Origin of the sequence: Actinomyces sp. ICM58 (assembly GCF_000283035.1) — a bacterium.
Lineage (GTDB): Bacteria > Actinomycetota > Actinomycetes > Actinomycetales > Actinomycetaceae > Pauljensenia.
This window is the reverse complement of sequence record NZ_ALIY01000211.1, coordinates 1-12,175: the sequence shown is the minus strand read 5'-3', so window position 1 is coordinate 12,175 and position 12,175 is coordinate 1. Positions and strand designations below refer to the sequence as shown.

Below are 12,175 nucleotides of genomic sequence, written 5' to 3'. Positions count from 1 at the left end.
GAAGAAGCCGCCGTCAAACTCTTATGGCTCGCCATCTGCAACATCGAAGACAAACGAGCCGCCCAGCGCCTCACAGACGCAGGAAAACCCCCCAACAAACGAACAGGACACACCCGCCTCATCCAAGGACACACCACCACCAACTGGAAACAAGCCCTCGCCCAACTCACCACCGCCTACCCCGACCGAATCACCCCCTACCTCTAACCCCCATACACAGAAAAATTGACAGGCTCCGCGGGTTCCAGCCCTGAGTTCTCGCCTGCGCCCCGCCGAACGCTTCGTCCAGCACATTCGCGGATAGGTTATGCGCATCCGGATAGGTTATGAGCATCCGGATAGCTTATTAACCTATCCACATCGTCGTAACCTATCCACATCGTCGTAACCTATCCGCATGCGCAAGTCAGCCCCGCCAGGCACACCCGTCACAACGGCGACACTCTGCCTCTGTAACACGATGCGCCCCTCATGCTCTCGGACAGCGTCGATTGGCGTAGTCCAGTAGCAGTCACCATCGTTGTTTGCACTATGCCCGTTGCACGCATATGTCTCTATCGCGCGACCTCACGCCTCTACCGTAAATGACTGTGCCCAGTGGGACGATAGGGCTGCCTCCACGGCGCCACCCCGGGACACCTGTATTCCTGCCGGGGAGCGGTTCCGTTGAGAGGAGGTGACTGGGCAATGGCTAAAGACCATCGTCAGCCTCGACGGCGGCGAGGCCTTGACAGGAAGCAGAAAGCCCAGATCGCTGTAGCAGTGATCACGACACTGCCGCAGCTGATCTGGGCGATTGCATTGCTGCTGAGCACCCTGATGGGTAGCTAAGACCATACCGGAAACCGGGGAGTCGAACAGCTGCAACTGTTCGGCTCCCCCCATTATGCCACGCTTCCCCGGTTCGGGCGGCCACATAACGACCGACAACGACGATTCGTGGCGAGCACCCGCATCACAAGCTGGCGCCTCCGACAGGACTCGAACCTGCAACCTCGGGATTAGAAGGCCCTTGCTCTATCCATTGAGCTACGGAGGCGTGGCGCGGGTGCGCCGCTTGTAAGACTAGCGGACCTTAGGCCTGCTTTCCAACGGCGCGGCCCATCAGGAAGGCGACGAGCGGGAAGAGCAGCACCGACATCGCGCCGGCGACGACGAGCAGGGATGCCAGCCACGCGGGCAGGACGCCCGTCGAGACGCCCAGTTCGGTGACGGCGACGATGATGGGCAGGCCGGTCGCACCGTACAGGCCGATGCACGTCGCGTCCATCCAGCCGACGCGTTCGCTCGAGCCGTGGAAGTGTTCCATGAGGACGATGGGCGCGCCGCGCACCACGAGGATCGCGCCGATGAAGGCCACGAGCAGGAACGGGTAAGCCGCGACCGCGCTCAACGAGATGTTCATGCCCGAGGTGACGAAGAACAACGGGATCAGGAAGGAGAAGCCGAGGGTGCGCAGTTCTCCCTCGACCATCGTGAAGTTGCCGGGCGCCAGTGCGCGCACGATGATGCCGGCCGCGAAAGCGCCGAGCACCATGTCCAGCTCCATGACGGCGGACAGCGCCATCAGGCCGGTGAGCACGACCATAACGACACGCATAAGCGTCTTTTGTGACGTCTGCGCCCCGTGCAGGATCGTCCGACCGATCGCCGGGTGTTTGAGGATGAATCGCGTCGGAATGGCGACGGCGACGAGGGACGCTACCGCGAAAACGAGCAGAATAATCGCCGAGGCCCACGGGCTGCGGGCGGACAGCAGCAGCGACATGGCGATGATGGGAGCGAGCTCGCCGACGGCCCCGTGCACGAGGACGGCCTTGCCGATCGTCGTCCCCATGACGCCGGCTTCCATGAGGATGGGAAGCAGGGTGCCGAGAGCCGTCGAAGTCAGCGCGATCGCAAGCGCGATGTATGTCGCGGCGGCGACCCCGGTCGTGCCCGACGCGGCCACCGCCGCCCAGGACACGGCCAGCCCGATTCCAAAGCACGCCAGCCACGTGAGCAGGGAGCGCCTGCCCGCCCGGCCGTGCACTTCCTCCACGTTGATCTCGGTTCCTGCGATGAGGAAGAGCATGCCCATGCCGACCTCGCGGAACAAGGCAATCGGCTCGGTTGAGGCCGCCAATCCCAGGCCGTTCGGGCCGACGATGACGCCGAGGATGAGGAGCCAGACGACGTCGGGCACGCGCTTGTGGGTGAGCGACGAGAGCAGGGGCGCGACGGCTGCCGCGGCGGCGATGATGAAGAGGGAGACGATGGAGCCCTCCGTGCCGGTGGTGGAGGAGGCGGCGACGAGGCCGTGGCTCGCTCCCCCGCTCGCGGCGAGGATCGCGGTCGTCAGGTTCATATGTCTTCCTTCCTCGGTGTGAGGCTCGAACGCTCACGACGGGGTGCATGGTAGCGGATCGTGGGCATGACAAAGGCCCGGGACAACTGTCCCGGGCCCGTGCGCGGATGCGAGGTCAGCCCTCGACGTCCAGGAGGCCGTTCTTGTACGCCTTGGCCAGGCGGCGGGGCACGCGGATCTCACGGCCGGCGACCTTGACGGTGTTCAGCTCGGTAAGATCAGCCTTCCAGGTAGACCGGCGGGTGCGGGTGTTCGCACGGGACATCTTACGCTTGGGAACTGCCATGTCTTACCGCTCCTCTTCTTTCTCGACGACTATTCTGATCGGTGCGCCACGCGGGCGCACGGCGACAACCCGACTAGACTACCACGGACCCCGCGCATGTGGCATATCGCGCGGGCGGGTGCGCCTGCGATCCTGGTTACAGACCGAGGGGTGCCAGCTCGCCTAGACTGGGCTCATGTCCGTTCTTCGCACCCTCGCCGCCGGCACGCTCCTCACGCATGAGATCGAGATTAAGCGCTCCCGCTTCATCACGACGCTGGCCAGGACGGACACGCCCGAAGAGGCCCGCGCGCTCATCGACGCGGTCAAGTCGGAGCACCCGCAGGCGCGCCACAACTGCTCCGCCTACCTTATCGACCCGCCCGACGCGGCCCCCCTCCAGCATTCCTCCGACGACGGGGAGCCCTCGGGAACGGCGGGTACCCCGATGCTGGAGGCGCTGCGCGCCTCCGACACGTGGAACGCAACCGCCGTGGTCACCCGCTATTTTGGCGGCATCCTCCTGGGTGGGGGCGGCCTCGTGCGCGCTTATTCGACGTCCGTGTCCGAGGCCGTCGCGGCCGCCCCGATCGCCTTCCTGGTCGGGCGCGACGTCCTTACGACCCGTTTGAGCCCGGCTGACGCGGGCCGCATCGAATCTGAGCTGCGCGCGCGTGGCGCCACGATCCTAGACACGCAGTGGGCCGCGGAGGTGACGCTCACGATCGGGATTGATCCGGCGCAGCGGGACTCCTTCGACGCGTGCCTGGCCCAGGCCTCGTCGGGTGTTGCAAAGTTTCGCTACGTGGAAACGCGCCGGGTTGAACTAGACGAGGCTCCGAGCGGGGGATAACAATTCGGGGGTACCACTTTCTTGGAAGGACCCCTCATGGCACGTATCGCCTCCACCGTCGCCGACCTGATCGGCGGCACCCCCCTCGTCCGTATTCAGCACGTCGCCGGTGACGGCGTGGACGTCGTCGCGAAGGTCGAGGCCTTCAACCCGGCTTCGTCTGTGAAGGATCGCATCGCCCGCTCGATCATCGACGCGGCCGAGGCCTCGGGCGCCCTGGCCCCCGGCGGCACGATCGTCGAGGCCACCTCCGGCAACACGGGCATCGCCCTGTCGATGGTGGGCGCGGCGCGCGGCTACAAGGTCGTCATCGTCATGCCCGCCTCGATGTCCGTCGAGCGCCGTGCGATCGTGCGCGCCTTCGGCGCCGAGCTGGTGCTCACCGACCCGAAGGGCGGCGTCTCCGCCGCCGTCGCAGAGGCCGAGCGTATCGCCTCCGAGCGTCCTGGAGCTATCATCGCCTCCCAGTTCACGAACCCCGCGAACCCCGCCGCGCACATCGCCCACACGGGTGAGGAGATCTGGGCGGACACCGATGGCCAGGTCGACGTGTTCGTCGCCGGCGTGGGTACGGGCGGCACCATCTCGGGCGTTGCGCGCGTCCTGAAGGACAAGAACCCGAGCGTGCACATCGTCGCCGTGCAGCCCGCCGAGTCCCCGCTGCTCACGGGTGGGTCCCCTGCCCCGCACGGCATCCAGGGCCTCATGCCCAACTTCGTGCCCGAGACCTTCGACGCCGACATCGTCGACGAGGTTGTCTCCGTCGAGACCGCTACCGCGCTCGAGTTCGCGCGCCGCGCCGCCGCCGAGGAAGGCCTGCTCGTGGGCATCTCCTCGGGCGCAGCCCTGGCCGGAACCGCCGTGGTCGCGGCCCGTCCCGAGCTGGCCGGCAAGAAGATTGTCACGCTGCTGCCCGATACGGGTGAGCGTTACCTCTCGACCGCGCTGTTCGCGGGCCTCGAGGACTGATCTTTCACGCTCAACGCGCTAAGGTGGCCCCGGATGGAATATCCGGGGCCACCTGTGCGTTTCCGTCTGAGTCAACCATCCAGGAGGAACCGTGAAGCTCACCGTAAGCGCCCTGTCGAAGACCCTGTCGCGCGCCCTGCCCACCAAGACGCTCGGACTCTTCCACGAGGACCTCGTGACGGCGCAGCGCCGCGACCCCGCGGCCACCTCCGCCCTGGAGATCGCACTGACTTACCCGGGCGTGCACGCCCTGTGGGCCCACCGCATCTCCCACGCCCTGTGGTCCCACGGAGCCCGCACTCCCGCGCGCGTCCTATCCTCCATGGCCCGCGCGGTCACCGGCGTGGACATTCACCCCGAGACCACGATCGGCCGCCGTGTCTTCATCGACCACGCGACGGGCGTCGTCATCGGCCAGACGGCCGAGGTCGGCAACGACGTCGTCATCTTCCACGGCGTCACTCTCGGCGGCGTCGCCATGACGCCGGGCAAGCGCCACCCCACCGTCGGCGATCACGTCATGATTGGCGCGGGCGCGAAGGTCCTGGGCCCCATCACCGTGGGCGCGGGTGTCAAGATCGGCGCGAACGCCGTCGTCGTCAAGGACGTGCCCTGCGGCAACGTGGCTATCGGCGTGCCCGCGCGCCTGCTGCCCAAGCCGGAAAAGGACACGCGCGACCGCGACCTCATCGTCGATCCCAACTGCTTCTTCGACGAGCCGGCGCTCTACATCTGAGGCGGCGTCTTCCCTCGTCAGCACCGGTCCGGGGCAATCTTGCCGAGACCCGTGACAAAGTGAGCACCCTCACCTATAGTTGGTTTATGGAAGCTCGAACTCTACATGCCCCACTGGACGCGTTGTCAGCGGCGAATCGCCCCCAGGGTATTGAGATCGCCACGCTCACGACATTCGACATCCCCGCGCTCGCGGTGCTCACCCTCGAGGCCTACGACGAAGCTGTCACGCCCGAGGCGCTCATGGAAACATCCGAGGAACTCCGCCTCACCTTCGAGGGCGCTTTCGGTGACACCACCGAAGACTCCTTCGTGGGGGCCTGGGACGGAGGAACCCTGGTCGGCGCGATCCTCGTCGTGCGCGAATCCCCGTGGGACGACGCACCGGACGGGCCCTTCGTCGTCGACTTGATTGTCGCGCCGGACTACCGCAGGCGAGGCATCGCAACCGCGCTCGTCTCGGAGGTGGCGTCCAGGTGCACGCACTGGGGTTTCGACACCCTGGCCCTGCGTCTGGATGCGCGCCACGGAGGCGCCCGCGAGCTCTACTCGATGCTCGGTTTCGAGGAGATCGCCTGACAAACGACGAGGAGTGCGAGCCAGCGCCCGCACTCCTCCGTCGATTGTTCGCGCGCTCAGCGCTGGCAGGACGGACACCAGAACAGGCGTCGGTTTTGCATGAGCGCTTCTCGGATCGGCGTCCCGCAGCGCAGGCATGGACGGCCTGTGCGGTGGTAGGCGTACCAGCGCGAGGCCTCTTCGTCCCCCTCGATCGGCGGGTTGGGGGCCTCGTCCGGGTCCATCGTGTCCAGGCGCCCGGCGGCCAGGCCGCGGTTCATGAGGTCACAGATGAGGACCCACAGCTCCCGCAGGCGCTTGAGGGAGATGTTGGCGCCCTTGCGGTGCGGCGAGATTCCCGCGAGGAACAGGGCGTCGGCGCGGTAGATGTTACCCACGCCCGCGATGATCGACTGGTCCATGACGATCTCGCCGATGGCGCGCTTCTTCGAGTGGGCGACCTGAGCGAAACGCTCCATGGCCTCGGCGTCGGAGCGAGCCCCGGCGTCCAGGGGGTCGGGCCCCAGCTTCGCCTCCGCCTTGATGCGCTCCTCATCCGTAATCAGATCGCAGCGGTTAGGGCCCACCAGGTCGGCGACGGCATGGTCGTTGAACAGGCGCAGGCGCACGGCACCGACCGGCTCGGGCGGCTCCCACTCCCCCGCCTTGGCTTCGCCGAAGCCCTCGCCCCAGCGAGTCTCGGAGTGGCCGTTCCACTCCCCCTTCGCGACGTTGGGGATACGGTGGGCGACGCCGTGTCCCTCGTCGACGACGGTCTCGTCGCCGTTGAAGCGCCACCAGCCGTACAGGCCCAGGTGGATGTGCACCCAGCGGTCCGGCCAGGGCGCATCCTCACCGAGGAGGGGTTCCCCACTGCCGGCCGCGGCGCCCTCGAGGAGGGACACCCCGGCCTTGTACGTCTCGCCCGGGGTGGGCGGGACGAAACCGATGAACATGTGTTTGCCGTGTACACGCACCCGCTGCATCACCCACCCGTCCAGGAGGGCGGCCGAGGACGCGAAGCGCCCCTGCGGGGACGATGCCGAGACGGTACCCCCGACGAAAAGCTCGTCGAGGGTACCGGCTAGGCGACGGACTGCATCGCCTTCAGGCATGCGACCTCACTTCTTGACGACGACGTTGACCAGCTTCGGAGCGCGGGCGATCACCTTGAGCGGCTGCCCCCCACCGAGGGCCTTCACGATCGGGGCCTCGGCCAGCGCTGCCGCGATGAGATCCTCCTCGGCAATGGAGGGAGCGACCTCGATGCGGGCCTTCACCTTGCCGTTGACCTGGACGATGGCCGTCACCGTGTCTTCGACCAGCAGCGAGGCGTCCTCGACGAGCGGGAAGGGCTCGCGGGCGAGCGACGCCTCGTGTCCCAGGCGGCTCCACAGCTCCTCGCACACGTGCGGGGCGACGGGGGCGAGCATGAGGATCAGGGGCTCGATCGCGTCGCGCGGGACGGCGCCCAGGCTGGTCAGGTGGTTGTTGAGGACGATGAGCTTGGAGATCGCCGTGTTGATGCGCAGGTTCTCGTATTCTTCGGTGACCTCGGCGATCGTGCGGGCCACGAGGCGGCGCGTCTTGTCGTCCGAGGGTGCCTCAGATACGGTGACCTCGCCGGTCTCCTCGTCGACGGCGTTGCGCCACAGGCGCTGCAGGAAACGCTGAGAGCCGACGACCGCGCGGGTCTCCCACGGGCGCGACAGGTCGAGGGGCCCCATGCTCATCTCGTACACGCGGAAGACGTCGGCGCCGTAGGCGTCGTACATCTCGTCGGGCGTGACGATGTTCTTCAGGGACTTGCCCATCTTGCCGTACTCGCGATTGACGGTCTCGCCCTTGTAGGTGAAGCCGCTGGTCTCGTCGCCCTCGACCTCGTCGGCGGGCACGTACTGGCCGCGCGAGTCCGTGTAAGCGTAGGCCTGGACGTATCCCTGGTTGAAGAGCGTGTGGTAGGGCTCGGAGTCGGGTACGTGGCCCAGGTCGAAGAGGACCTTCTGCCAGAAGCGGGCGTAGAGCAGGTGCAGGACCGCGTGCTCGACGCCGCCGACGTACATGTCGGTACCTCCGCTGACCTTGCCCTCGCGCGGGCCCATCCAGTAGTTCAGGTTCTCCGCGTCGGCGAAGCGATCGGAGTTCGTGGGGTCGGTGTAGCGCATCTCGTACCAGCACGAGCCGGCCCACTGGGGCATCGTGTTTGTCTCACGGCGGTAGTGCTTGGGTCCGTCGCCCAGGTCGAGGGTGACGTTCACCCACTCCTCGGCGCGGCCCAGCGGCGCCTCGGGCGAGGATTCGGCGTCCTCGGCGTCGAAGGTTCGGGGGCTGTAGTCGCTGACCTCGGGCAGCTCGACGGGAAGCTTCTCCTCGGGCAGGGCGTGCGCGACACCGTCCTCGTCCCACACGATCGGGAAGGGCTCGCCCCAGTAGCGCTGGCGGCTGAAGAGCCAGTCGCGCAGGCGGTAGGTGACGGTGGCGTGACCCAGTCCCTTGGCGACCAGCCACTCGATCATGGCAGCCTTGGCCTCGTCCTTGGCCAGGCCGTTGAGGTCGATCTCGTCGTTCGCGGAGTCGACGGCCACGCCGTCGCCCGTGTAGGCGCCGGCCTCGAGGTCGGGGCCATAGGGGTCGTCCGCGGGGCCGATGGTGCGCACGACGTCGAGGTCGTAGGCGCGGGCGAACGCCCAGTCGCGGTCGTCGTGGGCGGGCACGGCCATGATGGCGCCCGTGCCGTAGCCCCACAGGACGTAGTCGGCGACGAAGATCGGGACCTCGCGGCCGTTGACGGGGTCGATGCCGAACAGGCCGGTGAAGACGCCGGTCTTGGTGCGTTCCTCGTCGGCGCGTTCGGCTTCGGACTTGGCCGAGGCCTGGGCGCGGTAGGCGCTCACGGCCTCCTTGGGGGTGGCGGCGCCACCCGTCCACGCGTCCTTCGTGCCCTCGGGCCAGGCCGCGGGCAGGGTGAGGGCTGCCTCGTCGCCGGCGTCGCCGCCGGCGGTTCCGCCGAGGATCGGGTGCTCGGGGGCGACGACCATGAAGGTCGCGCCGAACAGCGTGTCGGGTCGTGTCGTGTAGACGTCGAGGGAGTCGAGGCAGGCTCCGGCCTCGCGCGCGCCGGGCACATCGAAGCGGACGGTGGCACCCTCGGAGCGGCCGATCCAGTTGCGCTGCATGGTGCGCACCTTCTCGGGCCAGTTGATGGTGTCGAGGTCGTCGGCGAGGCGCTTGCCGTAAGCGGTGATGCGCATCATCCACTGGCGCAGGTTGCGCTTGAAGACCGGGAAGTTGCCGCGCTCTGAGCGGCCGTCCGCAGTAACCTCTTCGTTGGCCAGGACCGTGCCGAGGCCGGGGCACCAGTTGACGGGGGCCTCGGAGACGTAGGCGAGGCGGAAGGAGTCGACGACCTTGGCCTGTGCGGCGCGGTCCAGGGAGTTGTAGTCGGAGCCGTCCTCGGGGGGAATCTGGCCGGACTCGAGCTTGGCGATCAGCTCACCGATCGGGCGGGCCGCGCCCTGGGAGCCGTCGGGGGCCGTGGCCTCGGGGTCGAACCAGGAATTGAAGACCTGCAGGAAGATCCACTGCGTCCAGTGCACGTACTCGATGTCGGTGGTCGCGAAAGAGCGGCGCGAGTCGTGGGACAGGCCCATGCGGCGCAGCTGGCGGCGCATGTTCGCGATGTTCTGGTTCGTGGTGATGGCCGGGTGCTGGCCGGTCTGGACGGCGTACTGCTCGGCGGGCAGGCCGAAAGCGTCGTAGCCCATCGTGTACAGGACGTTGTCGCCCTTCATGCGGCGGTAGCGCGCGAGCGTGTCCGTCGCGATGTAGCCGAGCGGGTGCCCCACGTGCAGGCCCTTCCCCGAAGGGTAGGGGAACATGTCGAGAATGAAGTAGGGGTTGCGGGACGCCAGGGGGCCCGCCAGGGCACCGGTCGGATTGTCCGCGTAGAACGTGCCCAGCTCCTCCCACCGGTCCTGCCACTTCGTCTCGATCTGTCCGGCGAGCTGCGCGGTGTAGCGCTGGGCCGGGGCACCTTGCGGATTTTCGCTCATCTGTGCGTTCCTCGCTTAACGATGGGTCGCGTAACAATACTCCCCACCAGGGTAGTTCACCCCCGCCCGCCCCGCCGGACGCGCCCACCTACCGAAGCGAGCGCAAATAGGTGACAATAGTCGCATGAGCACTGTCTTTGAAAACATCATCTCGGGCGTGTGGCCCGGACGCTTCGTGTGGGCCGACGACCTGTGCGTCGCCTTCGCCACGATCGAGCCCACTTCCCCCGGGCACGTCCTCGTCGTCCCGCGCTGCCCCTACGAGGCGTGGACCGACGCCCCTTCGGACGTGGCCGCGCACCTGATGAAGGTGGCGCGGGCGATCGGCCTGGCCCAGAAGGCCGCATTCGGGGTGCCGCGCGCGGGCATGGCGATCGCGGGCTTCGAGGTGCCTCACACGCACCTGCACGTCATCCCTCTTCGCGACGAGACCGACATTCTCCTGTCGAAGGCCGCCCCGGCTTCCGACGAGGAGCTCGACGCCGCCATGACGTCCCTGCGCGAGGCCCTTCTCGTCGCCGGCCACAAGGCCCACGTTCCCCCGTCGATGGGGAGCGCGGCACTGAGCTGAGGGCCCTGCCCTGGCGTCTGGCCGCGGCATCGCCTCACCGCTGCGAGCGGGTCCGAGGGCGGCGCCACGGCCTCGTTCGCGCGGGTCGTGCTAGGAGCGCACGATGATGCCCGAGGCCAGGGCCTCCTCCAGCTGCACCATCTGCCCATCATCGAGGGCGACGGTGAGCGCACCCGGGGCGCGACCGACGAGGACCACGCCAGCGCCGGGCACGAGGCCGACCTCCTCCCAGGCTCGCAGGGCTTGCGGGTCACGGTCGGGCAGCCGCTCGACCAGGCCACCGTCCCCCACGGCCAGGCTATCCAGGGGCACGCCCGAGACCTCGTCGCTGGAGCCGTCCGCGCGCGGGATAGGGTCGCCGTGAGGGTCGCGCGTCGGATATCCGAGCACCTTGTCGAGGCGATCAAGCAGGCGCTCGGAGACGGCATGTTCGAGGATCTCGGCTTCTTCGTGCACCTCGTCCCAGGAGAATCCGAGAGCCTCATGCAGGTAAGTCTCAAGCAGGCGATGGCGGCGCACCATGCCCAGGGCAACGGCGCGCCCCTCCTCCGTCAGGCGCACGCGCCCGTAGCGCTCGTGCGTCACGAGGCCTTGTCGGGCGAGGCGCTGCACGTTCTCCGTCGTCGTCGAGGGGACCACGCCCATGTGTTCGCCAATGTCTTTAGGCTTGACGCCGTCACGGCCGGCCTCCTCGGCGCTCCACACGAGCTTGAGGATGTCCTCAACGACTGTTGAGTATTCGCTCGACGCCTCCGGCATGGCTTCCCCTTTCGTTCGAGGTCCCATTGTAGGCAAGGCCGACCTGTGCGCCCGCGCAGCAAGCGCTTGAACCACCGCCTCGCCCATCGGGAGCGCAGCCCGGCCTCCGGGCCCGCGCAGTATGCGCGCACAGCGAGCCGATACGCCCGCAGCGGTTGCCCGCCATTCACGCCCGCGAAGATGCGACATAGGACACGACAGCCACCACTGACTTGCACCCGCCAGGCGGGGCATGTATATTTACTTCTCGGTTGCAAAACCCCCGCGTCATTAGCTCAATTGGCAGAGCAGCTGACTCTTAATCAGCGGGTTGAGGGTTCAAGTCCCCCATGACGCACAGATAACCGGCGGTCTTCGGGTCGCTGGTTTTTCGTATGCTCGGCGCGCACCGCCCAGGCGGCCAGGGGCGCCGACAGGCCGCATACCAGAAGGCAATGCCACCCCACGCGGGCAGGCGCCCGAGACAGGCCGCAACACCAGCCCGCCGTCGACGGTGGTTATGGGACACTACGTGTTGCTGGAGGGGTGACTTTTCGGCTTGTTAGTGCGGGAAAGTTGGTATTTTAGTTGGCGGCGTGTGCCTCGTTCCTGCGAATACTGCATCACGGTCCTGTGTGGCTGCCGCGTGATCGGGTGAGAGGGTGCCACGGCCTGGTGCTTGCGCTCATGGGTGCCGCAACCTGACTCTGTTCGGGTAATGGTGGGGGGTTTTGCAGCATTAGAAGCCTCGCCACGGCGTGTCGCCGGCGTGTCGCACCTCTAATGGTGCAATTCCCCCCGTTTGCTGGCGGTGAGCTCGCGATTCGGGGCGGCGAGGTCGTGGTTCGGGGTGGTGAGGTCGCGGTTCGGGGCGGCGTGGCGCCCAAAGTGCAGACCACCTCAGTGAAAAACGCCGACAATGGGGTGTCGTGGGCGAGGTGGTCTGCGTTGTGGTCACAACGGCGCCTGGCCTCGTGCGTCGCTCGCACGCGAACCCGCTATAGCGTGCGCTGACCCGCAATATCGCACGTAAACCCACTATTCCGTGTCTGGGCGGGGCTGCCCACGCTCGTATTAGCGGGCCCAC

10 protein-coding genes, 2 tRNA genes and 1 pseudogene are annotated in these 12,175 nt (G+C 67.3%); 7 read left to right on the top strand and 6 right to left on the bottom strand.

Annotated elements, in window-relative coordinates; all coding sequences use genetic code 11:
* Window positions 1–207: pseudogene (locus HMPREF1138_RS10930) on the top strand (IS256 family transposase); the annotation flags it as partial.
* A gap of 756 nt (window positions 208–963) precedes the next feature.
* On the opposite strand, the gene HMPREF1138_RS09385 reads toward HMPREF1138_RS10930, so the two are convergent.
* The 3 genes from HMPREF1138_RS09385 to rpmF form a co-directional block, all read right to left on the bottom strand.
* Window positions 964–1,039, bottom strand: a tRNA-Arg gene (locus tag HMPREF1138_RS09385).
* 36 nt (window positions 1,040–1,075) lie between these two features.
* Window positions 1,076–2,347: a cation:proton antiporter gene (locus HMPREF1138_RS09380; RefSeq protein ID WP_009059132.1), complete on the bottom strand. Its 1,272-nt coding sequence runs from the start codon at window positions 2,345–2,347 to the stop codon at window positions 1,076–1,078.
* A gap of 115 nt (window positions 2,348–2,462) precedes the next feature.
* Entirely contained in the window at window positions 2,463–2,633 is a 171-nt protein-coding gene (rpmF, locus tag HMPREF1138_RS09375) for a 50S ribosomal protein L32 (RefSeq protein ID WP_003792889.1), read from the bottom strand.
* Window positions 2,634–2,808: 175 nt separating this feature from the next.
* On the opposite strand from rpmF, the gene HMPREF1138_RS09370 reads away from it, so the two are divergent.
* The 4 genes from HMPREF1138_RS09370 (at window position 2,809) to HMPREF1138_RS09355 (ending at window position 5,748) form a co-directional block, all read left to right on the top strand.
* On the top strand, window positions 2,809–3,465 hold the full coding sequence (locus HMPREF1138_RS09370) for a YigZ family protein (RefSeq protein WP_009059127.1): 657 nt from the start codon (window positions 2,809–2,811) through the stop codon (window positions 3,463–3,465).
* Window positions 3,466–3,501: 36 nt separating this feature from the next.
* Window positions 3,502–4,434, top strand: a complete 933-nt coding sequence (gene cysK / locus HMPREF1138_RS09365) for a cysteine synthase A (RefSeq protein ID WP_009059125.1) — start codon at window positions 3,502–3,504, stop codon at window positions 4,432–4,434.
* Window positions 4,435–4,525: 91 nt separating this feature from the next.
* Entirely contained in the window at window positions 4,526–5,170 is a 645-nt protein-coding gene (gene epsC / locus HMPREF1138_RS09360) for a serine O-acetyltransferase EpsC (RefSeq protein ID WP_009059129.1), read from the top strand.
* An 86-nt stretch (window positions 5,171–5,256) separates the two neighbouring features.
* A complete protein-coding gene (locus tag HMPREF1138_RS09355) occupies window positions 5,257–5,748 on the top strand; it encodes a GNAT family N-acetyltransferase (protein WP_021611533.1) in 492 nt (163 codons plus the stop codon).
* Window positions 5,749–5,804: 56 nt separating this feature from the next.
* Here HMPREF1138_RS09355 and HMPREF1138_RS09350 read toward each other — a convergent pair whose 3' ends face one another.
* Together HMPREF1138_RS09350 and HMPREF1138_RS09345 are read right to left on the bottom strand one after the other, a co-directional pair.
* The gene (locus HMPREF1138_RS09350; RefSeq protein WP_009059126.1) at window positions 5,805–6,842 is read right to left on the bottom strand and encodes an Fpg/Nei family DNA glycosylase; all 1,038 of its coding nucleotides are present in this window, start codon (window positions 6,840–6,842) and stop codon (window positions 5,805–5,807) included.
* A gap of 6 nt (window positions 6,843–6,848) precedes the next feature.
* Entirely contained in the window at window positions 6,849–9,779 is a 2,931-nt protein-coding gene (locus HMPREF1138_RS09345) for a leucine--tRNA ligase (protein ID WP_009059128.1), read from the bottom strand.
* A 124-nt stretch (window positions 9,780–9,903) separates the two neighbouring features.
* Here HMPREF1138_RS09345 and HMPREF1138_RS09340 point away from each other — a divergent pair, with 124 nt between their 5' ends.
* Window positions 9,904–10,350, top strand: a complete 447-nt coding sequence (locus tag HMPREF1138_RS09340) for an HIT family protein (RefSeq protein ID WP_009059124.1) — start codon at window positions 9,904–9,906, stop codon at window positions 10,348–10,350.
* A gap of 90 nt (window positions 10,351–10,440) precedes the next feature.
* On the opposite strand, the gene HMPREF1138_RS09335 is transcribed toward HMPREF1138_RS09340, so the two are convergent.
* Window positions 10,441–11,109, bottom strand: a complete 669-nt coding sequence (locus tag HMPREF1138_RS09335; RefSeq protein WP_009059133.1) for a metal-dependent transcriptional regulator — start codon at window positions 11,107–11,109, stop codon at window positions 10,441–10,443.
* 264 nt (window positions 11,110–11,373) lie between these two features.
* On the opposite strand from HMPREF1138_RS09335, the gene HMPREF1138_RS09330 reads away from it, so the two are divergent.
* A tRNA-Lys gene (locus tag HMPREF1138_RS09330) sits at window positions 11,374–11,446 on the top strand.
* The last annotated feature ends 729 nt before the right edge of the window (window positions 11,447–12,175 follow it).